This window comes from Klebsiella sp. RHBSTW-00215 (genome assembly GCF_014103785.1).
In the GTDB taxonomy this organism is placed as follows: Bacteria; Pseudomonadota; Gammaproteobacteria; order Enterobacterales; family Enterobacteriaceae; genus Klebsiella.
In genome coordinates this window covers 4,359,428-4,386,178 of sequence record NZ_JABXQS010000001.1, presented here as the reverse complement: position 1 = coordinate 4,386,178, position 26,751 = coordinate 4,359,428, and the positions used below count along the sequence as shown (strand labels likewise).

The window sequence follows — 26,751 nt, the reverse complement described above, 5'->3', positions numbered from 1 at the left end:
TACTGATTTCACAGCAGACCGCAACGTCGTTTGCTGCGCTCTTCCGCCTGTCGATACAGTTCAAACTCATCATAGACCGAGCCGCCCAGCGCCGTTTCAAAGGCCTCGCGGCTGGCATTGCCGTGGCTATGGGACTGAATCTCATTGCCCAGGTTCGACTGAAAAATCCCCGCGGCGCTCACCGGTAAGAAGTCTTCATAAATGATCGGCTGGGCAATCACCCAGCCACGTTCGATTAATGGCTGCGGATCATCGCCCGGTCGAAACGCCTGGCGATGCGCTTCCCCTGAAGGGGTCAGACGGTAGCGGAACCAGGCCAGCCCCTGCTGGCGCAGCAGAAATTCGCTGTCCGGGAACGCGCTAAAGACTTCCTGCAAATGGCGCTGGTGATTAAGATTATCTTTGCCCACCCCTGCCTCGCTGAGCAGCCGGTCATAGAGGGCGCGGCCCTTCGGCGTCAGCGCAATGCCGCGCTGCTCAATTTCGCCAAAGCGGGCGGTGTGCGTGCCTTTATGCTCCCCGGCAAACATCACCGGCTCCTCAAGAGCCTTAAAACTGGTCTGACGCAGTAAAATCGGGACTTCACGCCTCGGCGGCCCTTCAATCAGCGCTTTCGGCGTGATACCGCACTCCGGCATTAGCGCCTGTACCCGGTCGATATCCAGCGTGCGTGGGGTCAGATGATTGATATGACAGCCGGGGAAACAGACCACATCGGCAATCAGCCGGTGCTCTTCATGCAGCGCGTGATAGGTTTTATCATCAACGGTGGCATGGCGATGCCAGCGAAAGGTTTCCAGCGCCTGGTTGACAAACTCGCGTGCTTCAGCAGAGGTAAATTCACCCTTATCTTCATAAAGCGCCATCAGTTCACGACAGCGAGGAGTGAAAATATCGCGGCGGGCGAGAATTTTCGCCGCCCGATTGCGCAGCTCAACGTTAGCAATTAGCTCCAGGCGTAGCAGCGAAGTAAAAACCCGAAACGGATTGCGCGCCAGCGCCGCGTCGTCAATGGGCCGAAACGCGGTCGAGTGAACCGGGACCCCGGCCTGCGACAGATCGTAATAGCTAACGGGATACATTCCCATGATGGCAAACATGCGACGTAAGGTCGCCAGTTCCTCCGCCGTTCCGACGCGGATCGCGCCGTGGCGTTCAACGTTCAGCCGCGCCAGCTCATCGGCATTGGCCAGTTGTTCATGCAGCTTCGGGTTATTTTCCAGTACTGCCAGATTAACGTCGGCCACCAGCTCCAGTAACGTCCCGTACTGGGGAACTTCCTGCTGGTACATCGCCGACATCGCCTGTGAAAAGCGTTCCCGAATCTCATCAGCCGTGATGGTGTTCGCCATGATGTCTTACCTCCAGTGAATACTCCCTGGAGTGTAGGAAAGCTGCTCGCAGGCGGCGGGAAGAATTTACAAACTGTGATGCGGATAGCTGAGCGACTTCTTTTAGCTCACCACTTCATAACCGCTGGTTATGAAAAACACCCTTTAATTTCACTTTAAATTAACAAAACATTTACACACACTGCTTATGGCGATATTACAACAACATGCCCCTCTACCGATAAAACGGAGTACCCTATGAACGATAAATGGTCACCGCGCGAGGTTCTTCATCGCGACTACAACAGCCATCCTCCCGCTTACGCGCCGGGTTATAAAACCAGCGTTCTGCGTTCACCGCGCAATGCGCTGATCTCCCTTCAAAACTCACTATCAGAAATTACCGGACCGGTGTTCAGCAGTGATGATCTGGGCGCACTGGATAATGATCTTATCCTTAATTATGCCAAAGAGGGTTTGCCCATCGGCGAGCGCATCATTGTGCACGGCTACGTTCGCGATGGGTTTGGCCGTCCGATGAAAAACACGCTGGTTGAAGTCTGGCAAGCTAACGCAGGCGGTCGCTATCGGCATAAGAAAGATCAATATCTTGCTCCCATCGACCCTAACTTTGGCGGCTGTGGCCGGGTACTGACCGACGAAAACGGCTATTACTGTTTCCGCACCATTAAGCCAGGCCCCTATCCGTGGCGCAACCAGGCGAGCGACTGGCGACCGGCGCATATCCACTTCTCTCTTTCCGGCGAAGCCTGGGCGCAGCGCTTAATCACTCAAATGTATTTCGAAGGCGATCCGCTGATTAAACAGTGCCCTATCGTCAAAACCATCAATAATGATGACGCTATTCGGACGTTAATCGCCGAGCTGGATACCCACGCCGCCGTGCCGCTGGACTCTCTGGCCTACCGTTTTGACCTTGTGCTGCGCGGTCATCGCGCGACGTTGTTCGAAAACCGCACTCAGGGGGCCGCCCGATGAAAGATTTTTTACCTGAAACCGCTTCGCAGACCGCTGGTCCTTACGTACACATCGGCCTTGCGCCGGACGCCGCCGGTTTTCATATCTTTGAAAAGAACTTTGGTCCGACGTTGACCACGCCCGCCACCGAAGGCGAACGCATTACGATTGAAGGCCGGGTGATTGACGGCTCCGGGACGCCGGTACGCGATGTGCTGCTGGAGATCTGGCAGGCCAATGCCGCCGGGCGTTATAACCACCCTGACGACAGGCAGCAGAACAAAAAGCAGGATGCGGAATTTCGCGGCTGGGGGCGTAGCTGCTCGGACTTTACCAGCGGTATCTGGCGCTTTGAAACGATTAAACCCGGCTCCGTTATCGGTCGCGATGGCCGCGTAATGGCACCGCATGTGAATTTATGGATAGTGGCACGGGGGATTAACATTGGCCTCAACACGCGGATGTACTTCTGTGATGAACAGGATGCGAACCAGGCCGACCCGGTACTGAATCTGATTGAGTGGGAAGTGCGCCGCCAGACTCTTATCGCGCAACGCGAAGTTCGCGGCAATGAAATCGTGTACCGCTTCGATATTCATTTGCAGGGCGAGAACGAAACCGTCTTCTTCGATATCTAGCATCTCTCTTCTTTTCATGCCCCCGCTCACCGGGGGCCTCTCTTTTTAACAATCTCAACAAAATCAACTTGTAAAATAATAAGATAAAATGTTAATAATATTTTGCTATGAAGTTAACAAATTTAATCAACATTACTTGTCACTGGCGCACCTCTGTTTTTAACATTGATTATGCAAAAAAATGGTCTTTTCAGTCAGCGCATTCGCTTGCGCCATCTACATACCTTCGTGGCCGTCGCTCAACAAGGAACTCTTGGGCGTGCGGCTGAAACCTTAAATCTTAGTCAACCGGCTTTATCAAAGACGCTTAATGAGCTTGAACAGCTAACCGGCACGCGGCTGTTTGAGCGTGGGCGACTGGGTGCACAGCTCACGCTGGTCGGTGAACAGTTTCTGACTCATGCCGTTAAGGTGCTTGATGCGCTCAATACCGCGGGCCAGTCGCTGAATCGCAAAGAAGGTCTTAACAGCGACATCGTGCGTATTGGGGCCCTTCCTACTGCCGCTCTGGGCGTTTTACCCTCGGTAATTGGTCAGTATCACCAACAACAAAAAGATATCACGTTGCAAGTGGCGACCATGAACAACACCATGCTGCTGGCGGGGCTGAAATCGGGTGAAATCGATATCGGTATCGGGAGAATGTCCGACCCGGAGTTAATGAGTGGTTTGAACTACGAACTGCTGTTTCTCGAATCCCTGAAGCTGGTGGTTCGCCCTGGGCATCCGCTGCTTCAGGAGACGGTCACGCTGAGCCGGGTGATGGAGTGGCCGGTGGTGGTGTCACCAAAAGGAACCCTGCCGCGTCAGAACGCTGAAACCCTGCTGCAAAGTCAGGGCTGCAAAATTCCTTCAGGCTGCATTGAAACGCTGTCGGCCTCGTTATCGCGCCAGCTCACTGTCGATTACGACTACGTCTGGTTTGTCCCCTCTGGCGCAGTAAAAGACGACCTTCGCCGCGGACTGCTGACGGCGCTCCCCATCCCGACCCAGGGCGCAGGTGAACCCATCGGCATTCTGACTCGCGTGGATGCCACCCTTACCGCAGGCACGCAGATCTTGCTCAGTGCGATTCGCAAATCCATGCCGGTCTGACTGGTGCTTTAATCATTTCCCCGGTGACGGTCCTGTTAACCGGGGGAATAATGACTTCTTTCCCTACGCGAATGCGCAACTCCATTCACCAAAATAATCAATTAGTGCGAAATCATTCATTAACAATTGCGTAGATTTATTTAACAGATCTATCATATCCATGATTTCACCAAATGGTTCACTTGAAATCAATAACAGCAAAAAACAGGCTTTTATGAAGGCCACAATCACTTCATTCAAAAGACTTCACTTGAAAAATTGATTCATCTGGTTCACGCCTGTACAGGGGTGGTTAAGGAGAAAAAATGGCAACTGGCAACGTGCCACGAGGGTTCCCCCGGATCCTGCAGTGGCTTCTCGCCGGACTGATGCTGATCATCGGTCTGGCTATCGGTATTCTCGGCGCAAAACTGGCCTCCGTCGGCGGCACCTTCTATTTCGCAATTATGGGCCTGGTGATGATTATCGCCTCACTGCTCATCTTCCGTAACCGTCGCGGCGGCATCGTGCTGTACGCAATTGCTTTTATCGCCTCTATCATCTGGGCAATTAGCGATGCTGGCTGGACGTACTGGCCGCTGTTCTCGCGCCTGTTCGCCCTCGGCGTGCTGGCCTTTCTTTCTGCGCTGGTCTGGCCGTTCCTTTCCCGCCAACCAGCGAAAAAAGGCCCGGCGTTTAGCCTTGCGGCGATCTTCGCCGTGGTGCTGCTGGTCAGTTTCGGCTGGATGTTCAAATCCCAGCCGCTGGTCAGCGCCAGTGAAGAGGTGCCGGTCAAACCGGTCGCCGCTGGCGAACAACAGAAAAACTGGGAACACTGGGGTAACACCACCCACGGCGACCGTTTCGCTGCGCTCGACCAGATTAACAAACAGAACGTCGACCAGTTGCAGGTCGCCTGGATCGCCCATACTGGCGATATTCCGCAGAGTAACGGCTCCGGTGCGGAAGACCAGAACACCCCGCTACAGATTGGCGACACACTTTACGTTTGTACGCCTTACAGCAAAGTACTGGCACTGGATGTTGATAGCGGCAAAGAGAAATGGCGCTACGATTCAAAGGCCACCGCGCCGAACTGGCAGCGCTGCCGTGGCTTAGGCTATTACGAAGATAGCCAGGCTCAGGTAACAGCCACTGCGGATACACAGCCGGCTGCCTGCTCTCGTCGCCTGTTTCTGCCGACCACCGATGCACGCCTGATCGCCATTGATGCCGATAACGGCAAACTGTGCGAGACCTTCGGCGACCACGGTATTGTTGACCTCAGCGTTGGCATGGGCGAAATCAAAGCGGGTTACTACCAACAAACCTCCACGCCGCTTGTCGCTGGCAATGTGGTCGTGGTTGGCGGTCGCGTGGCGGATAACTTCTCCACCGGCGAGCCTCCGGGCGTTGTGCGCGCTTACGATGTTCACACCGGTAAGCTGGCGTGGGCATGGGATCCGGGTAACCCGAATCTGACCGGCGAGCCGCCGGAAGGCCAAACCTACACCCGCGGTACGCCGAACGTCTGGTCGGCCATGTCTTATGATGCGAAGCTGAATCTGATCTATCTGCCAACCGGTAACGCTACGCCAGATTTCTTCGGCGGCGAGCGCACTGCACTTGACGATAAATACAGCTCTTCTATCGTGGCCGTTGACGCAACGACCGGTCAGGTGCGCTGGCACTACCAGACGACTCACCACGACCTGTGGGACTTTGACCTGCCTTCTCAGCCGCTGCTGTACGACCTACCTGACGGCAAAGGCGACACCACCCCGGTGCTGGTGCAAACCAGTAAGCAGGGCATGATCTTTATGCTCAATCGCGAAACCGGTGAGCCGGTGGCCAAAGTGGAAGAGCGTCCGGTTCCGGTAGGCGATATCAAAGGCGAGCGCTATTCCGCTACTCAGCCTTACTCCGTTGGTATGCCGATGATCGGCAACGAGACGCTAAAAGAGTCCGATATGTGGGGCGCAACCCCTGTCGACCTGCTGCTGTGCCGCATCCAGTTTAAAGAGATGCGTCACCAGGGCATCTTTACGCCGCCGGGCGAAGACCGTTCTCTGCAATACCCAGGCTCGCTTGGCGGGATGAACTGGGGCAGCGTGTCGGTTGATCCGAATAACAGCCTGATGTTCGTCAACGATATGCGCCTTGGCCTCGCTAACTATATGGTGCCGCGCGAGAAAGTGGCGAAAAACGCCAGCGGTATCGAAATGGGTATCGTGCCGATGGAAGGTACCCCGTTTGGTGCAATGCGCGAGCGTTTCCTGTCACCGCTGGGTATTCCGTGCCAGAAACCGCCGTTCGGTACCATGTCGGCTGTGGATCTGAAAACCGGCAAGCTGGTGTGGCAGGTTCCGGTCGGCACCGTTGAAGATACCGGCCCGCTGGGGATCCGCATGCATATGCCCATCCCTATCGGTATGCCGACGCTGGGCGCTTCGCTGTCTACCCAGTCCGGCCTGCTGTTCTTCGCCGGTACTCAGGATTTCTACCTGCGCGCGTTTGATACCGCCAACGGTAAAGAGATCTGGAAATCCCGTCTGCCGGTGGGCAGTCAGTCCGGCCCGATGACCTACGTTTCGCCGAAAACCGGCAAGCAGTACATCATCATCAACGCTGGCGGCGCTCGCCAGTCGCCGGACCGCGGCGATTACATCATCGCCTACGCGCTCCCGGAGCAGAAGTAAGTTCAAGGGCCCCGATTGGGGCCTTATTGCTGGCAAACTGCGTTCTTCTGGAATTGCCCGGCGGCGCTACGCTTGCACGGGCCTACAGGAAACCACGGTTTTCGTAGGTCGGGTAAGGCGCCAGCCGCCACCCGGTAAACAGTCAGCAAAATAGCAAAACTGTTTTCTCGCCATCCTACGGGCCTCTTACGGGGCCCTTTCTTTATTCAGCTATGTTATTATTGCGAATGGTTATCAATGATAACAACTGAACAAGGATAATGGATGAAACGTTCAACCTGCCGCCTGCTTGCGGGCACCATTATGTCGATAATGGCTGCATCGGCTCAGGCGTTGAAGGCTCCAGAGGTGGACCTGCACAATCCGACGATATGGGAAGAAAAAACCGTGAATCCGCTCGCCGATAAACAACAGCCCTGCGAAGTGTTCAGCGGGCCAAACTGTTCGGTGTGGGAAGATGAAAAATCGGATATCCAACGTGAACGGGAGCGACGAGAACAGCGGCGGTGGCAAAACGGTTATGAAAACCTGCGGCGGGAGTAATTCTGCTTTAGCGATAACCCGGGCATGCCCGGGTTATTATTTTTACCGAAAGATCAATTCTCGCCGAAATGAATGACGGTGCGAATGGATTTACCTTCATGCATCAGGTCAAAAGCTTCATTGATCTGATCCAGCGGCATACGGTGGGTGATAAACGGGTCGAGGCGAATTTTGCCCGCCATCGCCTCTTCCACCATTCCCGGCAGCTGAGTGCGCCCTTTCACGCCGCCAAACGCCGAGCCGCGCCAGACGCGACCGGTCACCAACTGGAACGGACGGGTTTTGATCTCCTGGCCTGCGCCAGCAACGCCAATAATCACGCTCTCACCCCAGCCTTTATGGCAGCACTCCAGCGCCGCGCGCATCACGTTGACGTTACCGATGCACTCAAAGCTGAAGTCCACGCCGCCGTCGGTCAGTTCAACAATCACATCCTGAACCGGTTTGTCGTAGTCGTTCGGGTTGATAAAGTCGGTTGCGCCCATCTCTTTAGCGAGGGTGAATTTTTCCGGGTTAGTGTCAACCGCCAGAATGCGTCCGGCCTTCGCCTGTACCGCGCCCTGAATGACCGCCAGGCCAATGCCACCGAGACCGAAGACCGCCACGGTATCGCCCTCTTTCACTTTCGCCGTATTGTGAACCGCACCGATACCGGTGGTCACACCGCAGCCCAGTAGACAAACTTTGTCCAGAGGCGCCTGCGGGTTAACTTTCGCCAGAGAAATTTCGGCCACCACGGTGTATTCACTGAAGGTGCTGGTGCCCATATAGTGATAAATAGGCTCGCCGTTATAAGAGAAACGGGTGGTGCCATCTGGCATCAGCCCCTTACCCTGAGTGGCGCGTACCGCCTGACAGAGGTTGGTTTTGCCCGATTTACAGAACTTACACTCGCGACACTCGGCGGTGTACAGAGGGATCACGTGATCGCCTGGTTGCAGACTGGTCACGCCTTCACCCACTTCGACCACAATACCGCCGCCTTCATGGCCCAGTACTGACGGGAAAACGCCTTCCGGATCGTCGCCAGAAAGAGTAAAAGCATCGGTATGACATACGCCGGTATGGGTAATTTTGACCAGCACTTCGCCTTTTTTCGGCGGTGCGACGTCAATCTCAACGATTTTTAGCGGCTGGCCTGGGCCAAACGCGACTGCTGCACGTGATTTCATATTCTCTCTTCCTCGTCGTGATTTTATTTTAAGTAGGATCGTAGCAGATGGCCGACTTCCGCCATTCTGGCGGCGCGTTGGTCTGGCGTCGTTTCGCCGCTCACTAGTTCATCTTGCAGGTGAATTTCAACCATTTCGCCCATCAGGCCGTTAGCGGCACCGCGAATAGAGGCGATCTGTTGCAGGATAGTCATGCAGGGTTCGCCGGATTCCAGCGCCCGTTCGAGCGCTTCAACCTGGCCGCGAATGCGTCGTACCCGGCTGAGGGCACGTTTTTTATCTTCAGGTGAGTGTGGCATGGTTACGCCCTCAAAATCATATAGGGGGGTATACTATATTTTTTCACTTAAAGAGGCAAATCAACTCGCCGCTTTAACCGTAGCATAGCGGCGAAAATTTGCGCTTAATCGAGCTTGAGGGCCATGAGAAACAAGAAACCCGCCGAAGCGGGTCTGAAGATGTTTAGCGTTTGCGCGGCATCATCCGCAGCAGTGTGTTGTCTTTCCAGAAATAATGGTGCATCAGCGCCGCCAGCGCGTGCAGGCCGACAATAAAGTAGCCAGTGTTTGCCAGCAGCTCGTGCCAACCCTTCAGCGTATCCACCAGCTCAAAGTTGCTTTCTGCCGCATGGGGCATGGTCAAACCAAAAGCAAACCACGGATTGCCACGATAATACATCATCACCATGCCAATCACCGGCAGCGCGATAAACAGCAGATAGATAACCAAATGCCCGAGGTGCGCAAAGCCCGTCATCATCGGCGACGGTTTGGGCACAATTGGCGGTGCGGGAGATTTCAGGCGTACGAGCAGACGCGCCACCATCAGTACAAAGATCGAGATCCCGCAAGAGACATGAATCATATTAATGACCGGCCGCGCGCTCCGAGGGAAAAAGCCTCGTAGCTCCATTGCCGCATAAGCGCCAATCACTAACAAAAAGACCAGCCAGTGGATGCCTATCTGCAGGCCGGAGTATTTATCGCGCATGGAAAACCCTTAAGGAAACAGTGATGCCGTCAACATAACTACCTTTCCTTAAAAATTCATTAACTTTTACGAAGCATTAACAAACTATTGCTGAACATGATGTAATCAGATTAAAAGCAAACAGTTAGCGCCGTTTTATTTGGGGGTGACGTCGTCCGGGTTCACCAGCCCCTCTTCTGGCCTGACCGAAATTTATCGTCCAGACTTAAAGCAAAGACGTGGTCTGCATCGGCATTGTGCTTTACACTGCGCGCTGCAAAAACTGAGTAGATAAACGATTAACCAGGCGGTAAGGCGATGAACGGAACGATCACAACGTGGTTTAAAGATAAAGGCTTTGGATTTATCAAAGATGAAAACGGTGAGAACCGTTATTTTCATGTGATTAAGGTCGCCAATCCCGATCTGATTAAGAAAGATGCAGCCGTCACTTTCGAACCCACTACCAATAACAAGGGCTTATCCGCTTATGCGGTAAAAGTGATACCGGAAAGCAAATACATCTATATCGCGGGTGAGCGTATTAAGCTCACGTCGATCAAGTCCTATCTGGTTTACAGCGAAGAAGTGCCAGCCGACACCCGCATTGATAAAGAAAACGCTGTACTGTCTGTAGGTGCGCTGATGGGAAGTATCAGGCCAAAATCAGCCGCTAAACCGGGTGAAATGCGCTCGCTGAAAAAGCTGGCGGTGACTACTTTTCAGGGAACGACGTTAATCTTTTCTGAAGATGAAATAGACGTGGATGCCACGGTAAAAATGCTCAAGGTCTGAAATGATCCTGTGCCGAAATCTTGCTTGCATAAGCAGGATTTCGGCATCGTTTAGTCGTCAGGATATTTGGCGAATTTATTTAACCGAGAGTTCCTTGCGGATAATTTCTGCCCCTGCACTTAACGCATTTAGTTTGCCTGCGGCTACCTGACGAGATAAAGGCGTCATGCCGCAGTTAGTCGAAGGGTAAAGCTTGTCAGCGTCGACAAACTGAAGGGCTTTGCGTAATGTGTCGGCAACCTCCTCCGGCGTCTCAATAGAATTCGTTGCCACGTCGATGGCCCCGACCATCACTTTTTTACCGCGAATCAGCTCAAGCAGGTCCATCGGAACACGCGAGTTATGACATTCCAGTGAGATGATATCGATACTGGATGTTTGCAGCTTAGGAAATGCTTCTTCATATTGACGCCACTCTGTGCCCAGCGTCTTTTTCCAGTCGGTGTTCGCTTTGATGCCATATCCATAGCAGATATGTACTGCCGTTTCGCATTTCAGCCCTTCCACTGCTCTTTCTAAAGCCGCGATCCCCCAGTCATTCACTTCATCAAAAAATACATTAAAAGCCGGCTCATCAAACTGAATAATATCGACGCCAGCAGCCTCTAGCTCTTTGGCTTCCTGATTCAATATTTTCGCAAATTCCCAGGCCAGTTTTTCGCGGCTTTTATAGTGGTCGTCATAAAGTGTATCAATCATGGTCATAGGCCCAGGTAACGCCCATTTAATAGGTTGTTTGGTGAGCTGGCGTAAAAACCGCGCGTCCTCAACAAAAACAGGTTTTTGGCGTTCAACAGCACCCGTGACGGTTGGGACGCTTGCTTCATAGCGATTGCGAATTTTCACCACTTCACGTTTTGCAAAATCAACACCGCTGAGGTGCTCAATAAACGTTGTCACAAAGTGCTGACGCGTTTGCTCGCCATCGCTGACAATATCGATACCTGCACGTAATTGATCGTACAGAGCCAAACTCAGCGCGTCCTTTTTCCCTTCAATTAACTCTTCATTTTGTAGTTTCCAGGGGGACCATAATTTCTCAGGCTCGGCGAGCCATGAAGGTTTGGGTAAACTGCCCGCAGTCGAAGTGGGTAATAATCTTTTCATAATAGTTGGCCTTATATCGTTAATTAAATAGCGTACTGAGCAGACCACTGATCGAGAATGTTCTTGTACGGTTTAATGAAGTTCTCTTCAGTAAATTTCCCCTGCTCAATAGCCAACTGGCTACGCTCTTCCCGGTCATAAACAATTTTTGTCAGTGAGTGATCCTGGTGATTCAGGTCAGGTTGATAGCACTGCCCTGCCGCAGAGTTGGCGTTGTAAATCTCAGGCCGATAAATTTTCTGGAAAGTTTCCATCGTGCTGATGGTACTAATCAGCTCAAGATTAGTGTAATCGCTCAGTAAATCACCTGAGAAATAAAAAGCCAAAGGTGCGACACTATTTGCAGGCATAAAATAACGAACCTGCAAGCCCATTTTTTTGAAGTAGCCCTCAGTCAATGACGTTCCATTCTGTTGGTATTCAATGCCCAGCACAGGATGCTCATTACCTGTTCGATGGTAGGTGTTTTTATTGGATACGCTGAGGCATATCACCGGCGGTTTGCTAAAATTATGTTTGTACTCACTTGAGTTTACAAAATATTTAAAGATATTGCCGTGTAAATCACCAAAATCATCGGGAAGACTAAATGCTGATTGCTGTTTATTGTGTTCTAACAGCAACACGCTAAAATCATAATCTCTGACATAAGAAGAGAAATTATTCCCTACAATGCCTTCAATACGTTCGTTGGTTTTTTTATCAATAATATTCGTTTTTAATATTTCTATTACCGGAAAAGTGTCGCCATTAGCTTCGATACTCATCTCGACAGAAATGATTTCAAGCTCGAGCGAATAACGCTCGCCTTTCGGATTATCCCAGTGCGCCAGCGTGTTGAAACGATTGTCAATCATCAATAAAGTGTTACGCAAATTCTGCTGGCGATTTTGCCCTCTGGCTAAATTAGCAAAGTTAGTTGTAATACGCGTATTTTCAGAAGGGTTATAATTTTCATCGAAAATACTGCTCTTAATCGTAAAAGTAAAATTTTTATTCATCGCAATTTTGCATCCTGAGTCCTGACATGAAAACTGAATTTATACCCGTCATACTTCAAGTTGCATGGGCGTTGGCTCAGTCAGCGGTCTTCATGTTGCCAATAAGTTAATATGGTGTATTTTATGCCAGAGCCACTGGATGAGTGAAAGCGAGTTAATTTCATTACAACATGAGCTATCTTCATGATCTTCTGTCGCTGATTTGGCGCCAGACCAATCCTGTTCACAATCTGCCTACCCCAGCTAATATGCCCTTAACGAATAAAACTGAAACAAAAAATTATTAACCGTCAGCATGTTAGCGCCAACCTCCAGAATTCATAAAATTTTTCATATGGTTTTTTCGAACAACTGGCCATTTTGCACAAATGTCCGGTTGCCCAATCCCGATGGCTGGACTAAGCCTGGAGAAGTTTTAACGTATCAATTCAACTTACCAGGAGATTTCCATGAGCAAACTTGGGATTAATGGATTTGGCCGTATTGGACGTTTGGTGCTACGCCGGTTGTTGGAAGTGGAAAGTTCTTTAGAAGTGGTGGCCATTAACGACCTCACCTCGCCAAAAGTGCTGGCCTACCTGTTAAAGCATGACTCTAACTACGGCCCTTTCCCATGGAGCGTTGATTTTACTGAAGATGCGCTTATCGTCGATGGAAAAAAAATCACTGTGTACGCTGAAAAAGAGGCTCAACATATTCCGTGGAAAGCGGTGGGTGCCGAGCTGATCGTCGAGTGTACCGGTTTTTATACCTCCACTGAGAAAGCGCAGGCCCACCTGAGCGCAGGGGCGAAAAAGGTGCTGATTTCCGCACCGGCAGGCGATATGAAAACCATCGTTTACAACGTTAACGATGACACTCTGGCCGCAGACGATACCATTATTTCCGTCGCCTCCTGCACCACCAACTGTCTGGCGCCGATGGCAAAAGTCCTTAACGATGCGTTCGGTATTAAGCTAGGCACCATGACCACCATCCACGCCTATACCGGCACCCAGTCGTTGGTTGATGGCCCACGCGGTAAAGATCTGCGAGCTTCGCGCGCGGCGGCGGAAAACATCATTCCGCATACCACTGGGGCTGCGAAGGCGATCGGTCTGGTTATCCCGGAACTCAGCGGGAAATTAAAAGGCCATGCCCAGCGCGTACCGACCAAAACAGGATCGGTAACGGAACTGGTCTCCGTGCTAGCGAAAAAAGTCACCGCCGAAGAGGTCAATCAGGCGATGAAAAACGCGGCGGCGAACAATGAATCGTTCGGTTATACCGAAGAGGAAATTGTCTCGTCAGATGTGATAGGTAGCCATTTCGGTTCAATTTACGACGCCACGCAGCTTGAGATAGCCGAAGCCGGTGATGTTCAGTTGGTTAAAACGGTGGCCTGGTACGATAACGAATATGGCTTTGTCACCCAGCTGATTCGCGTACTGGATAAATTCGCAAAATAAACAGCAAGTGAGCAGCAGTACCTTGCATGGCCGGCAAAAACCACATACTCCCCGTAACCCCATCGCCTCCGGGAAGATTCTGCAACACCCTGCGGCCTTCCTCCCGGGGGCGGCGCAAAGCGCCTTGCCCGGGATACGGGACCGCAGACAACTCAAAACTTGTAGCCCGGACAGATGCGCAGCATCGCCTCCGGGAAGATGCTGCAACACCCTGCGGCCTTCCTCCCGGGGGCGGCGCAAAGCGCCTTGCCCGGGCTACTGGACCGCAGACAACTCAAAACGTGTAGCCCGAACAGACGCGCAGCATCGCCTCCGGGAAGATACTGCAACACCCTGCGGTCTTCCTCCCGGGGGCGGCGCAAAGCGCCTTGCCCGGGCTACGGGACCGCAGACGGCTCAAAACTTGTAGCCCGGACAGATGTGCAGCATCGCCTCCGGGAGGCGTGGCTACCCGCTGGCTTAGGCTTGCAAATAGACCACCTGAGTTTGCAGATACTCATTCAGGCCATGACGCCCATCTGCACCGCCAATTCCCGATTTACGCCATCCGGCATGGAAGCCCTGCATCGCTTCAAAGTTTTCGCGGTTGATATAGGTTTCGCCGAACTTCAGCCCTTTTATTGCCTTCATAGCGACATTCAGGTCACGAGTATAGATAGATGAGGTCAGGCCATAATCGCTGTCGTTGGCCATTGCCAGCGCCTCTTCGAGCGTGTCAAACGCCACCACCGGCAGTACCGGGCCAAACGTCTCTTCATGAACGATATCCATCTCCTGACGCACGTCCAGCAGCAGCGTCGGCGGATAAAAATAGCCCTTGCCTGCGACCGCTTTACCACCAAGGGCAACGCGGGCGCCCTGCGCGACCGCCTTCGCCACCTTCTGCTCAACGCGCTCCAGCGCGGCGGCGTTAATCAACGGCCCCATGGCGATATCGTCACGTGATGCCGGATCGCCAAACTGCACCGCTTTCATCGCTTCGCCAAGTCGGTTAACGAAGCGGTCGTAAATCCCTTTTTGCACATACACGCGCTCGACGCAGTTACACACCTGCCCGGTATTGATGACACGCGAATCCACCACTGCCTTGACCGCCAGCTCGATATCCGCATCATCCATCACGATGGCTGGCGCTTTTCCGCCCAGCTCAAGGCAAACTTTGGTGATATTTTTCGCCGCAGCGGCCATGATTTTCTCACCCGCCACCACGCTGCCGGTCATGCTGACCATCGCCACTTTCGGGTTACCCGCCAGCTCCTGGCCCACGGTTTCACCACGGCCCAGCACCAGGTTAAATACTCCCTTCGGCAGTCCGATCTCATGAACGATTTGCGCAAAGGCGATGGCGTTATTTGGCGTAAATTCACTCGGTTTAATGACGATGGTATTGCCGGTAATCAACGCAGGAGCCAGCTTGCGGGCAATCAGGAAAAACGGGAAGTTCCACGGCAGGATACCGGTCGTTACGCCCAGCGCGCGTTTAAAGACCAGTATGTTTTCGCCCGGACGGTCGCTCTGCACAATTTCACCTTCATAACGGCGTGCCCATTCGGCCATATAGTCGAGGTAATCAGCGGTAAATGAGACTTCGACCGCCGCCAGTTGCTGAATTTTCCCACCTTCGGCGACAATTAGCGCGGCGATTTCATCCGCCCGCTCGCGAATACCGACAGCAATTTTGCGCAACCACCCTGCCCGCTCAATAGCAGGCAGCGCTTCCCAGCCTGGTTGTGCCCGCTCAGCCGCCAGAATCGCCCGCTGTGCATCCTCCGCGCTCCCGTCAGGAATGCGCGAAAGCAGCGCTTCCGTCGCCGGGTTGATAACATCAATCCAGCATCACCGCGGCCAGATTCAAACTGACCGTCAATGTACATAGGGTGTTGAACGGGTGCTGTCATGGTTTGCTCCTGTGGAGTTATTGTTTTTAACAAGTGAATTTAATGTTAAAAACTATCTCCTGAACGGCAATTCGACAGTCCGGACGCGTGTTTTTGTGAGTTATTTCATAAAAATAGAGGAGTTCGACGCAGAGATAATCACAATTCGATAACACATCATGCCCGTTTGCGATAATCCTGACGCAAACGGGCAAATTTGCGCTTGGTTATAAGACGTTTTTAATGCGGGCTGGCAGCGATGGGGTTAAGCGCATCAAGAAAATTGGCGAGAACGCAGGCGCGCATCCATGACTGGCCGCCAGGACGGCGGCCAGAGGGCGGGCGAACGGAATATTCCCCTTCACTGACATTTTGCTGAAATAAAAATCTAACCCAGCGTTCGCGCGCTCAGCGCATCGGACAGCAGACGATCATCGCGCAGCGTCTCCCACGCCTGCACAATATGCGGCGGAATATCCACATGGGCGATAAACCCCTTACCCAGCGGGCCGTATCCCTGCGGATTATCTGCCAGCCGCGGCAGTTCGCCGAGGATTAACGCCAGATAGCGCCCAACCGGCCACAGACCCTCTTGCTCACCACTGAAGGTTAAACCGTTATCACTATTGCACAGCACAGGCGAGCAGCCCGGCGTGCTGTACCATTGCGGCGCAGCGGTCTCCTCCCCCTGCCAGACGCGGGCAAACGTCGCCATCGTTCTGCGCTGCATCGTCGGGTCTTGAATCACCACGCCCGTGCAATGTGCAATCCCTCTCTCTTCGAGCATTTGTCGGGTAAAGCGCGCGTTCTCTCCGCAGTTGGTGGAGCGGTCTTCCACCACAATCCTTTCACGAGGAATCTGCCAGAACTGATGAGCGATATCAGCAAGAATATGCGACTCGGCGCGCCCCGATACCGGTAGCGTCCGGTAGCGAGAATCACTCAATACCGCGTCGTATAAAAATGAAGTGGAATGGCCGATGCCGCCGCTGATCAGTAACGGCACAGCATGACGTGCCGCTAGCTGGCAGGCGAAATCAATGGTCGGGATCACCGCATTGCCCGCCAGTACCACCACATCTATTTGCGGATCCTGTGATAAATCATCTTGCGCCAGCCAGGCCCCCAACCGGTTTGCCGCGTCTAATGTCGCCTCCGGCAGCGATGGAAAATATTCTGACATGCTCTCTCCTTTTCACTCAATGTCATCTTGAACATCATCATAAACCGCTCAGGCCTTTAATCGTTAATAAACGAGAATCTGTAACAAGATTGAAATAACAAGAAACGTCCAAAAACAGCGTGGTTGCACCTGAATAACTCACCACTAAATGCAATTTTTTTAGCGTATTAGTTTAAAAACAGGTCTAAAAATCCGCGCTATCTGCCATAAAAAACCGCAAAGATCATCTCACCTCGCCGCCCAAAACTTGCTAAATGCAACTCATAACTCTAGTTTTCTTAACAATTAAATAACCTCATCACTCACCAGGTTGCACCGGTAAAAGGCTGGGTAGCACCTGATAGTGATGATTCTGGCGGGAGTACATTGAATAATGACAATACAAGACGGCAGCACCGCATCAATCCTTAAGAAAAACAAAAAGGTGCTCATTGCCAGCCTCACCGGCAGCGCCATTGAATGGTTTGACTATTTTCTTTACGGCACGGCGGCCGCGCTGGTGTTCAACAAGATTTTCTTTCCGATGGTCGACCCGGTGATTGGCTTAATCCTCTCCTGGCTCTCGTTCTCACTGACCTTTTTCATCCGTCCGATTGGCGGCGTCGTCTTCGCGCACATCGGTGACCGGATCGGACGCAAGAAAACGCTGGTCCTGACGCTTTCCCTGATGGGCGGCGCAACGGTCGCCATTGGACTGCTGCCCACCTATGACATGATCGGTTTATGGGCACCCGCGCTCCTGATTACCTTACGTATCGTTCAGGGGATGGGCATCGGCGGCGAATGGGGCGGCGCGCTATTGCTGGCTTACGAATATGCACCGGAAAAGCGCAAAGGCTTCTTCGGCAGTATCCCGCAGGCTGGCGTGACCATCGGTATGCTGATGGCCACGTTTATCGTCTCGCTGATGACGCTGTTCAGTGAAGAACAGTTTCTCTCCTGGGGCTGGCGCATCCCTTTCCTGCTGAGCTCGGTGCTGGTTCTTATCGGTCTGTGGATCCGCAAAGATATTGATGAAACACCGGAATTTAAGAAAGTAAAACAGTCAGGCCAGGTAGCGAAAGCGCCGCTGCGCGATACGCTCAAATTTCACTGGCGTGAAGTGCTGATTGCCGCCGGACTGAAGGTGGTCGAAACCGCACCGTTCTATATCTTCTCCACCTTCGTCGTCAGCTATGCCACCACCACGCTGAGCTATCAAAAATCCCAGGCATTGGAAGCCGTCACCCTCGGCGCGCTGGTCGCCACGGTAATGATCCCACTAATGGGACTCTTGTCAGATAAAGTCGGGCGGCAAAAAATGTACACGCTCAGTGTGATATTGCTTGGCCTGTTTATTGTGCCGTGGTTTCTGCTGCTGGATACCCACACCACGTGGGGTATTGCGCTGGCGACGGTGATTGCGTTCGGCATTCTGTGGGCGCCCGTTACCGCCGTGCTGGGAACACTATGCTCAGAGATCTTCAGCGCTAACGTTCGTTATACCGGTATCACCCTCGGCTACCAGCTGGGCGCAGCGCTTGCCGGAGGAACCGCTCCGCTGATCGCCACCGGTCTGCTGGCAAAATATGACGGCGACTGGGTGCCGGTCGCGTGGTATCTGGCAGGAACGGTTGTCATTTCACTTATCGCTATTTTCTGCGCCAGCCGCATAAAGCAGGCGCCTGCCGCCATTGCCGCCCGGGCCGGGACGCGATAAGCCAATGCGCTGCCGACAGCGGACCACCGTTGTCGGCAGCAGCCGAAAAACTGCCCACTGAGATGCAACAAAGTCAACACATCTACATAGCGTTTTGTTCACTTTTTGAAGAGGGTCAAGATTCTAATAAATAGGGATAAATAGCCACAACTACGGCTTTAATGCACAGAGATGCATATTCATCCGCAGCAGGCGTTATTTCTCGTTTTTTTATTCATAAAAAACTCAAACCCACCCGTAACAACAGCATATTCTGAATTTTTGCCAAATACCGTCCCATTAAATTGGTGATAACATTCTCGTTACAGAGTTTCTCGCTGTCTCTTTCCACGGTTAACAAAATAATTATCACTGCAAAACAGGACTCTTATGGAAAAGTTATCTTACGCTTCTGAAAGTAGTACATCCCCATGGACCACCTACCTGCGCCAAATCGACCGCGTCGCGCCCTACCTGGGCGATCTCGCTTACTGGATCGAAACCCTGCGCCACCCAAAACGCGCGCTGATTGTTGATATTCCGGTACAAATGGATGACGGTACCATCCGCCATTTCGAAGGCTATCGCGTCCAGCACAACCTCTCGCGCGGGCCAGGTAAAGGCGGGGTACGCTACCATCCGGATGTAGACCTGAATGAAGTCATGGCGCTCTCTGCCTGGATGACCATCAAGTGTGCTGCAGTCAATATTCCTTACGGCGGCGCTAAAGGCGGGATCCGCGTCGACCCGTTCTCATTATCCGAAGGTGAGCTGGAGCGTCTGACCCGCCGCTATACCAGCGAAATCGGCATTATTATTGGGCCGCAAAAAGATATTCCGGCACCAGACGTCGGCACCAACGGTAAAGTGATGGCCTGGATGATGGATACCTACTCCATGAACCACGGCACCACCATTACCGGGGTGGTGACCGGCAAGCCGATCCATCTCGGCGGCTCCCTGGGCCGTGAAAAAGCCACCGGACGCGGCGTATTTGTGACCGGACGCGAAGTGGCTCGCCGCAGCGGGATCGAAATTGAAGGCGCGAAAGTCGCGTTACAAGGTTTTGGCAACGTCGGTAGCGAAGCGGCACGCCTGTTCGCGGGCGTCGGCGCGCGTATCGTGGTGATTCAGGACCACACCGCCACCCTGTTTAATGAAGGCGGCATTGATATGGCCGCGCTGACCGCATGGCAGGCCGAAAACAAACAGATTGCCGGTTTCCCCGGCGCGCGCGAAATCGCCAAAGAGGAGTTCTGGACGACGCAGATGGATATTCTGATCCCGGCGGCGCTGGAAGGCCAGATTACGCGTGAACGCGCCGAAACCATCAGTTGCAAACTGGTACTGGAAGGCGCTAACGGCCCGACCTACCCGGAAGCCGATGATGTGCTGGCCGAACGCGGCATCGTGGTGGTACCGGACGTTATTTGTAACGCCGGCGGCGTCACCGTGAGCTACTTTGAATGGGTGCAGGATATGGCCAGCTTCTTCTGGAGCGAAGAGGAGATCAACGCCAAAATGGACCGCATCATGACCGATGCGATCGTTCATGTCTGCGAAAAAGCCGCTGAAAAAGAGTGCTCTTTGCGTACTGCCGCCTATATCGTAGCCTGTGAACGTATCCTGATGGCGCGTAAAGATCGCGGTATTTATCCAGGATAATCTGACCTTCTCAGCCCGGTTTATGCCGGGCTTAGGTTCGCTGCTCGTATTTTCGCCGGATGGCGGCTAACGCCTTATCCGGCCTACAAAACCCACGGTACCAACATGTTATGCATCCTCCCGTAGGCCCGTGCAAGCGTAGCGCCGCCAGGCAATGCAACACCTTCTTAGCCCAACCGGTTGTGTTTTCTTATCACCCTACAATAAGCGCACATACCGTTAACCGATTTTTATCAATCAGCTTGAATTCTCGTTTTAGCCAGGCCTAAAATCATTAGAGCTCTAACGATATTGCAGACTGGCCTATGGACAACCGACAGCTTAACTTCTCCCATCTTTTATATCTGACCGCCCACCACTGGCGGCTGGCGGTCAACCGTCGCCTCAAAAACCTTGGCATGAGCCAGGCCAGTTGGGTCGCCGTTGCTGCCATTGCGCGCAACGAACAGCCGCTATCACAAAGCGAGCTGGCCCAGGAGCTGGGCGTCGAAAGCGCCACCCTCGTGCCGCTGCTTAACCGACTGGTCGATCTCGGCCTGGTTGAGCGGGTCAAAACCGAACGCGATAAGCGTAAACGGCTGCTGATCGCCACCGCCAAAGGCCTTGAGATTTATCAACAGGTGAAAACGGTGGCCGACGGTTTGCGTGAGGAGATCCTCACTGCCATTACCCCAGAAGAACAGCAGCAGACCCAGCGGGTGCTGGAAAAACTGCTGCGCGAGGTGGAGAAAAAATAATGCCTCGCCGTAAAAGTAACCCCTACGTTCCCCACGACTGGGCCCCGCATGAAAAACCGGCCATTCTCGGCTCACCTTCAACGCCTATTCACAGCACGCCAAAACGTATTGCCTACGGAATCGTCGGGCTGCTGGTGTGCCTGACCGGCGCGCTGGGCAACGCGGTGGTCACTGCCAACCTGCAGCTATTGCAGGGGACCTTTGCCGCCTGGTCGACAGAGATCGCCTGGCTACCGGCGGTCTACGTGATGACTAACGTCTCCATCAACCTGCTACTGGTGAAATTCCGCCAGCAGTTTGGCCTGCGCGCCTTTACCGAAGGTTTTCTGGTGCTCTACGTGCTGGTGACCTTCTTCCACCTGTTCGTTAACGACCTCAGTTCAGCCCTGATGGTGCGCGCGGCGCATGGCATGGTGGCGGCAGCACTCAGCTCGTTAGGGATTTATTATCAGGTGCAGGCCTGGCCTGCCCGCCATCGGCTAAAGGCGCTGACTATCGGCATCACTGGCTCCTCGCTGGCGATCCCCCTTGCCCGCCTTTTCTCTACCGAACTGCTGCAAATTGATGAGTGGCGCGGGCTGTACTTCTTCGAACTGGGGCTGGCGCTGGTGTCGCTGGCCTGCGTGATGGCGCTGAAGCTGCCGCCGAGCGATCGCAAAAAAGTGTTCGAGAAGAAGGATTTCATCACCTTCTGCCTGCTGGCACCGGGGATGGCGCTGGTGTGCGCAGTGCTGTCGCTGGGGCGTCTGGACTGGTGGTTTGAAGCGCCGTGGATTGGCTGGTCGCTGGCGGGCGCAGTGGTGTTGATTGTTTCCGCTATCGCCTTTGAACATAACCGCAGCAACCCGCTGCTCAATACTAAATGGCTCTCCAGTGGCAGTATTCTGCGCCTCGGGCTGATTATGCTGCTGATCCGTATCGTGCTGGCGGAGCAAAACACGGGGGTGATCGGCTGGCTGCAGTACGTCGGCCTGCAAAATGAGCAGATGACCAATCTGGCCTGGTCTATTTTTGCCGGGATCGCCTGCGGGATTGTCGCCAGCTGCCTGACGCTAAATCCGCAGCGCCTCTACTGGCCCACCGCCACGGCGCTGGCGTTGATAATGATTGCCTCACTGCTCGACAGCCAGTCGACGATCCTCACGCGACCAGAACAGCTGATGTTCAGCCAGTTCCTGCTCGGTTTCGGCAGCGCCTTCTTCCTCGCTCCGGCGATGCTGGCGGGCATTGGCGGCGTGATCGCCGATCAGCGCAACCTGGTGAGTTTTTCGGTACTGTTTGGTATGAGCCAAAACATCGGTGGCCTGCTGGGCTCCGCCATTCTTGGCACCTTCCAGACCTGGCGGGAGAAGTTTCACTCCAGCCAGCTTGCCGACCAGCTCACCACGCTTAATCCGCTGATCACCGAACGGTTACAGCAATACAGCCAGATGTACCAAAGCCAGATTGGCGACAGCACGCTACTGAACGTTCAGGCTACCACGCTGCTGCAAAACGCCGCCACGCTACAGGCCAATATTCTCGCCTACAATGACACGTATCTGCTGACGGCGGCGATTTCCGCCGCCACGCTGGTATGGGTTTTCTGGCGCTTAATAAGATTGCGTATTACCGCCCGTATCGCGCTGAAACGCGCCACGGGCAGCAAATAAAATTTTCACTCTGGAGTCGTTATGAGTCAGCAGGATGCGGCCAAACAACAGGCCAACACCCGTAATAATATTCGCGTGGTATCCATTTTTACCGCCGCCGCCATTGGTATCGTCGGCGTACTGGTTATTCTTTACGCCTGGCAGCTACCGCCATTTACCCGTCAAAGCCAGTTTACCGATAACGCCTATGTGCGCGGGCAGACTACCTTTATTAGCCCGCAGGTTAACGGCTATATCACTCAGGTGAAGGTGCAGGATTTCAATCAGGTAAAAGCCGGAGACGTGCTGTTTCAGATTGACGATCGCATTTATCACCAGCGCGTTCACCAGGCGGAAGCTCAGGTGGCGATGAAAGAGGCGGCGCTGAAGAATAATCAGCAACAGCGTAAAAGCGCCGAGGCGGTGATCGCGCGTAACGAAGCGGCGCTGCAAAACGCCCGCGCGCAGAATCTTAAAACGCAGGCGGATCTGAAACGCGTTCAGGAGCTGACCGCCGACGGTTCCCTTTCCATTCGCGAGCGCGATTCTGCCCGCGCCAGCGCGGCGCAGGGCAATGCGGATATTGAACAAGCGAAGGCAACGCTTGAGATGTCACGTCAGGATCTGCAATCGACCATCGTTAACCGTGACTCGCTGGTGGCCGACGTCGCCAGTGCCAAAGCGGCGCTGGAGCTGGCGCAGATCGACCTGCAAAACACCCGAATAGTCGCTCCGACTGACGGCCAGCTAGGACAGATTTCCGTCCGACTGGGCGCTTACGTCACCGCCGGGACGCATTTGACCTCGCTGGTACCGCCACAGCACTGGCTGATCGCCAATCTAAAAGAGACCCAGCTGGCGCAGGTGCGCGTGGGACAGCGGGTGACTTTCACCGTCGATGCGCTGAACAGCGAAAAATTCACCGGTACAGTACAAAGTATTTCCCCGGCGACCGGCGTTGAATTCAGCGCCATTTCGCCGGATAACGCCACCGGTAACTTTGTCAAAATCGCCCAGCGTATTCCGGTGCGTATCGCCGTGGATGAGGGACAGAAAAACCACCAGCGGCTGCGTCCGGGGATGTCGGTGCAGCTCACCATTGATACGCGCGGGGAGGAGAAACAATGATCCGCCCGCTCACCCTCACCGTCATTCTCGCATTGGTTGGCTGTCAGTCTGCCGATATCCAGCAAGCCGCCCCCACGTTACAAATCCCCGCCGCCTGGCGCGCGGATGTTGGTCCAGGCAGCCCGATGGAAGGCGTGTGGTGGAGCAACCTTCATGACAGCACGCTCAATCTGTATGTCGATCAGGCGCTGCGTTACAACAGCGACGTGCTGATTGCCCGCGAGCGGGTGAATGAGTATCAGGCGCGGGTTTATGCCGCCGACAGCAGCTTGTTTCCCTCTCTTGACGCCGGACTAACCGGCACCCGCGCGCGTTCGCAGTCGGCAGCGAACGGCCTGCCTGTCCATAGTACGGTGTATAAAGGCGCGCTAACCGCCAGTTACGATGTTGATATCTGGGGTGCAAACCGTAGCGCCGCCAGCGCGGCTGAGGCTAGCCTTGAGGCGCAAAAGGCCGCTGCCGCGGCGGCGAACCTGACCGTCGCGACGTCGGTGGCGGTTGGCTACGTTACTCTGCTCTCGCTGGATGAACAGCTGCGGGTGACGCAGCAAACGCAAAAATCGCGAGAGGATGCGTTTAATCTGGCGAAACGCCAGTTTGAGACGGGCTACACCTCCCGTCTGGAGCTAATGCAGGCGGATTCGGAACTGCGCTCTACGCGGGCGCAGATCCCACCCTTGCAGCACCAAATCGCCCAGCAGGAAAATGCGCTTAGCCTGCTGATCGGGTCTAACCCGGGAGCCATTAAGCGCAATGAATTCGCCCAGTTGACGCCGCTGACGCTGCCGGCACAGCTACCGTCAACGCTGCTTAACCGCCGCCCGGATATCGTTCAGGCCCAACGTCAACTGCTCGCCGCCGACGCCACGCTGGCGTCCTCGCAGGCGCAGCTGCTGCCGTCAATTAACCTTACCGCCACCGGCAGCATGCAGGACCGTACCCTGCCCGATCTGCTCGATAATCCGCTACGCTTATGGAGCATTGGCGGCAGTATTTTGGCACCGCTCCTCAACCGTCAGGCGCTAAATGCTCAGGTGGATGTGTCGATGGCCCAGCGCAATCAGGCGCTGTACGGCTATGAGAAAACGGTGCGCAGTGCGTTTAAGGAGGTGAACGATAGCCTCGATGCGATTGGCCGCTACGGCGAGCAGTTGGCGGAGTTACAAGAGCAGGAGAACGTCGCCCAGGAGACGCTGCGTATCGCCCAGAATCGCTATCGCAACGGTTACTCATCTTACTTAGACGTGCTGGACGCTCAGCGCACGCTGTTCTCCACCCAACTCAGCGTGGTGCAGGTGAAAAACAACCTGCTGCTGGCACAAATTGATTTGTACCGGTCGCTGGGAGGCGGCTGGTCTGATTCACCAGGGAAGTAATACGGGAAGTCTGACATGCAGCAACAGTGGACGGCAGTAGATAATTATCTCGTTGAAGCATTAATCCCCAGCGATCCGATACTGGAGCGGGTTCTCGATAACAACCAGCGCGCCGGGCTTCCGGCTATCGATGTCGCCGCCAACCAGGGGCAGTTTCTGGCCCTGCTGGTACGAATGACCCGCGCAAAACGCGTGCTGGAAATCGGCACGCTTGGCGGCTACAGCACCATCTGGATGGCCCGAGAATTACCCACTGATGGCGAATTACTCACTCTGGAGGCCGATGCCCATCATGCCGCCGTAGCGCGGGAAAACCTCCGACTGGCGGGCGTTGATGACAAGGTTAAGGTACTGGAAGGCCCGGCGCTGGAAACCCTCGAAAAGCTGGGCGATTGCCCGCCGTTTGACCTGATTTTTATTGATGCGGATAAGCCGAATAACCCAAACTATCTGCGCTGGGCTCTGCATTATTCCCGTCCGGGGACGTTGATTATTGGCGATAACGTCGTGCGCGACGGTGAAGTGACTAACCCGGACAGCACGGACGATCGCGTTCAGGGCGTAAGAGCGTTTATCGAGATGATGGGCAGCGATCCGCGCCTGACGGTTACGGCGCTGCAAACGGTAGGCAGCAAAGGCTGGGATGGCTTTACGCTGGCGTGGGTGAACGCATAAATTATCAGAGCTTGCCTGGATCGCGGCATAAATTCCGGATCCGGGAACCTATTATTTATAACATAAGTGCATATTAGGGAATATGCCCAAATAATTCGAGTCGTAGGAGGACGGAATATTTTTACTCCCAGGGCTTAAGGCAAAAATTTGCGAATAAACTCAATTCACGATGTAGTGTTAGATGACCATAGTAGATAGATTCTTAAACGATAAACTTTCGTAATACTCAGATGTATGAATGACCGTTTTTAAATCACGATACACCCCCCTACACACAACCTCTATATAATCTGAAGGTACCTCTTGTACTGTAGCAATAAAACCACACTCTATATTACCACAACAAACATAAGCCTCATCAAATACTTCAATTTCCTGTAAAAATAAAGACAACTCAGGAACATCTACGTAAGGCTTCCATTTACCATACTCAAAGAAATTATCTACTTTAGAACACAGCATCTCACCAACACATATCCCCTTCCAATAAACAATTTTTTTATTCATACCCTACCTTAATTTAAAAATTTTCATGTTCACCAACACTAATATGTTTGCCATAAGCATACATCACTCCTGATTTAATGTATTATTCATATTTTTTCTTATAAAAATTCAATTCAGACATTTGCTCCCATGTTAGAAAATTATTTTTAGGTGGCTGAATGCTCTCAATTTCAATACAGGCATATGAACCTAAATTTCATACTCTCTTATAAATACAGCATAATATAATACTTTACCAGAAAATAAACCCGCATACATCTATCTGGAGAAGCAGGCACGACTTGCTTCTCCAGGAGATCGCAGCGGGAGAGAGACATGGAGCCGGATGACTCATAATCATAAAGCTTTCCACGGCCAGAAAACTGCACGGTAAGAGAATCTTCGTCTGGCATCATTGGCGGCATTTTTGTCAGAATAATATAATTTGAATTATTAATAGCCAGCAGTTCTGCCGGGCAACCGGCCCCGGCTGAGGCTGGTGCACAGAATACGGCGGCTAAACTTGTAATAAGCCCTATTAATTTATTATTCATATGTAA

The 26,751-nt window shown here is 53.3% G+C and carries 23 protein-coding genes and 1 pseudogene; 14 read left to right on the top strand and 10 right to left on the bottom strand.

The window, feature by feature from the left end:
- Window positions 1-8: 8 nt before the first annotated feature.
- Window positions 9-1,352: a VOC family protein gene (locus tag HV127_RS20740; protein ID WP_182238390.1), complete on the bottom strand. Its 1,344-nt coding sequence runs from the start codon at window positions 1,350-1,352 to the stop codon at window positions 9-11.
- A gap of 237 nt (window positions 1,353-1,589) precedes the next feature.
- On the opposite strand from HV127_RS20740, the gene pcaH reads away from it, so the two are divergent.
- The 5 genes from pcaH (at window position 1,590) to HV127_RS20715 (ending at window position 7,263) form a co-directional block, all read left to right on the top strand.
- Window positions 1,590-2,330 carry a protocatechuate 3,4-dioxygenase subunit beta gene (pcaH, locus tag HV127_RS20735; RefSeq protein WP_112215764.1) on the top strand — a complete coding sequence of 247 codons (741 nt, stop codon included), beginning with the start codon at window positions 1,590-1,592 and terminating at the stop codon, window positions 2,328-2,330.
- Complete coding sequence (pcaG, locus tag HV127_RS20730; protein ID WP_182238388.1) at window positions 2,327-2,947, top strand: protocatechuate 3,4-dioxygenase subunit alpha; 621 nt, start codon at window positions 2,327-2,329, stop codon at window positions 2,945-2,947. The genes pcaH and pcaG overlap by 4 nt, the downstream gene beginning before the upstream one ends.
- A 171-nt stretch (window positions 2,948-3,118) precedes the next feature.
- Window positions 3,119-4,042 (top strand): LysR substrate-binding domain-containing protein, encoded by a 924-nt coding sequence (locus HV127_RS20725; RefSeq protein WP_181482380.1) that lies wholly within the window; start codon window positions 3,119-3,121, stop codon window positions 4,040-4,042.
- Window positions 4,043-4,347: 305 nt separating this feature from the next.
- Window positions 4,348-6,720, top strand: a complete 2,373-nt coding sequence (locus HV127_RS20720; RefSeq protein WP_182238385.1) for a glucose/quinate/shikimate family membrane-bound PQQ-dependent dehydrogenase — start codon at window positions 4,348-4,350, stop codon at window positions 6,718-6,720.
- A 264-nt stretch (window positions 6,721-6,984) separates the two neighbouring features.
- Window positions 6,985-7,263, top strand: coding sequence for a hypothetical protein (locus tag HV127_RS20715; RefSeq protein ID WP_182238383.1), 279 nt, complete (start codon window positions 6,985-6,987; stop codon window positions 7,261-7,263).
- A 53-nt stretch (window positions 7,264-7,316) separates the two neighbouring features.
- Here the strand turns inward: HV127_RS20715 and HV127_RS20710 are convergent, their stop codons facing one another.
- The 3 genes from HV127_RS20710 to cybB form a co-directional block, all read right to left on the bottom strand.
- Window positions 7,317-8,435 carry an S-(hydroxymethyl)glutathione dehydrogenase/class III alcohol dehydrogenase gene (locus HV127_RS20710; protein ID WP_182238381.1) on the bottom strand — a complete coding sequence of 373 codons (1,119 nt, stop codon included), beginning with the start codon at window positions 8,433-8,435 and terminating at the stop codon, window positions 7,317-7,319.
- Between the two features lie 23 nt (window positions 8,436-8,458).
- The gene (locus HV127_RS20705) at window positions 8,459-8,734 is read right to left on the bottom strand and encodes a metal/formaldehyde-sensitive transcriptional repressor (RefSeq protein ID WP_004101746.1); all 276 of its coding nucleotides are present in this window, start codon (window positions 8,732-8,734) and stop codon (window positions 8,459-8,461) included.
- A gap of 163 nt (window positions 8,735-8,897) precedes the next feature.
- Complete coding sequence (cybB, locus tag HV127_RS20700) at window positions 8,898-9,425, bottom strand: cytochrome b561 (RefSeq protein WP_110274796.1); 528 nt, start codon at window positions 9,423-9,425, stop codon at window positions 8,898-8,900.
- A gap of 297 nt (window positions 9,426-9,722) precedes the next feature.
- Here cybB and HV127_RS20695 point away from each other — a divergent pair, with 297 nt between their 5' ends.
- Window positions 9,723-10,199: a cold shock domain-containing protein gene (locus HV127_RS20695; protein WP_181482384.1), complete on the top strand. Its 477-nt coding sequence runs from the start codon at window positions 9,723-9,725 to the stop codon at window positions 10,197-10,199.
- Between the two features lie 75 nt (window positions 10,200-10,274).
- On the opposite strand, the gene HV127_RS20690 is transcribed toward HV127_RS20695, so the two are convergent.
- Together HV127_RS20690 and HV127_RS20685 are read right to left on the bottom strand one after the other, a co-directional pair.
- Window positions 10,275-11,306 carry a methionine synthase gene (locus tag HV127_RS20690; protein WP_182238379.1) on the bottom strand — a complete coding sequence of 344 codons (1,032 nt, stop codon included), beginning with the start codon at window positions 11,304-11,306 and terminating at the stop codon, window positions 10,275-10,277.
- A gap of 23 nt (window positions 11,307-11,329) precedes the next feature.
- Window positions 11,330-12,307: a DUF1852 domain-containing protein gene (locus HV127_RS20685; RefSeq protein ID WP_182238377.1), complete on the bottom strand. Its 978-nt coding sequence runs from the start codon at window positions 12,305-12,307 to the stop codon at window positions 11,330-11,332.
- A gap of 449 nt (window positions 12,308-12,756) precedes the next feature.
- Between HV127_RS20685 and gap the strand changes: the two genes are divergently transcribed.
- The gene (gap, locus tag HV127_RS20680) at window positions 12,757-13,755 is read left to right on the top strand and encodes a type I glyceraldehyde-3-phosphate dehydrogenase (RefSeq protein ID WP_182238375.1); all 999 of its coding nucleotides are present in this window, start codon (window positions 12,757-12,759) and stop codon (window positions 13,753-13,755) included.
- A 459-nt stretch (window positions 13,756-14,214) separates the two neighbouring features.
- Here the strand turns inward: gap and aldA are convergent.
- Window positions 14,215-15,653: pseudogene (aldA, locus tag HV127_RS20675) on the bottom strand (aldehyde dehydrogenase).
- 367 nt (window positions 15,654-16,020) lie between these two features.
- A complete protein-coding gene (locus HV127_RS20670; protein WP_182238373.1) occupies window positions 16,021-16,815 on the bottom strand; it encodes a YdcF family protein in 795 nt (264 codons plus the stop codon).
- Window positions 16,816-17,188: 373 nt separating this feature from the next.
- Here HV127_RS20670 and HV127_RS20665 point away from each other — a divergent pair, with 373 nt between their 5' ends.
- The 7 genes from HV127_RS20665 (at window position 17,189) to HV127_RS20635 (ending at window position 25,705) form a co-directional block, all read left to right on the top strand.
- On the top strand, window positions 17,189-18,514 hold the full coding sequence (locus HV127_RS20665) for an MFS transporter (RefSeq protein ID WP_182238371.1): 1,326 nt from the start codon (window positions 17,189-17,191) through the stop codon (window positions 18,512-18,514).
- Between the two features lie 369 nt (window positions 18,515-18,883).
- Window positions 18,884-20,158: a Glu/Leu/Phe/Val dehydrogenase gene (locus tag HV127_RS20660; RefSeq protein WP_110274809.1), complete on the top strand. Its 1,275-nt coding sequence runs from the start codon at window positions 18,884-18,886 to the stop codon at window positions 20,156-20,158.
- A gap of 305 nt (window positions 20,159-20,463) precedes the next feature.
- Window positions 20,464-20,895, top strand: a complete 432-nt coding sequence (locus tag HV127_RS20655) for a MarR family transcriptional regulator (protein WP_182238369.1) — start codon at window positions 20,464-20,466, stop codon at window positions 20,893-20,895.
- On the top strand, window positions 20,895-22,547 hold the full coding sequence (locus HV127_RS20650; RefSeq protein WP_181482393.1) for an MFS transporter: 1,653 nt from the start codon (window positions 20,895-20,897) through the stop codon (window positions 22,545-22,547). The genes HV127_RS20655 and HV127_RS20650 overlap by 1 nt, the downstream gene beginning before the upstream one ends.
- 21 nt (window positions 22,548-22,568) lie before the next feature.
- A complete protein-coding gene (locus HV127_RS20645; RefSeq protein ID WP_182238367.1) occupies window positions 22,569-23,654 on the top strand; it encodes an HlyD family secretion protein in 1,086 nt (361 codons plus the stop codon).
- Window positions 23,651-25,030: an efflux transporter outer membrane subunit gene (locus tag HV127_RS20640; RefSeq protein WP_182238365.1), complete on the top strand. Its 1,380-nt coding sequence runs from the start codon at window positions 23,651-23,653 to the stop codon at window positions 25,028-25,030. Before HV127_RS20645 ends, HV127_RS20640 begins: the two co-directional genes overlap by 4 nt.
- Window positions 25,031-25,045: 15 nt before the next feature.
- Window positions 25,046-25,705: an O-methyltransferase gene (locus HV127_RS20635; protein ID WP_182238363.1), complete on the top strand. Its 660-nt coding sequence runs from the start codon at window positions 25,046-25,048 to the stop codon at window positions 25,703-25,705.
- A 177-nt stretch (window positions 25,706-25,882) separates the two neighbouring features.
- On the opposite strand, the gene HV127_RS20630 is transcribed toward HV127_RS20635, so the two are convergent.
- Window positions 25,883-26,212: a hypothetical protein gene (locus HV127_RS20630; RefSeq protein WP_182238361.1), complete on the bottom strand. Its 330-nt coding sequence runs from the start codon at window positions 26,210-26,212 to the stop codon at window positions 25,883-25,885.
- Between the two features lie 206 nt (window positions 26,213-26,418).
- A complete protein-coding gene (locus HV127_RS20625; RefSeq protein WP_182238359.1) occupies window positions 26,419-26,745 on the bottom strand; it encodes a hypothetical protein in 327 nt (108 codons plus the stop codon).
- Window positions 26,746-26,751: the final 6 nt, after the last annotated feature.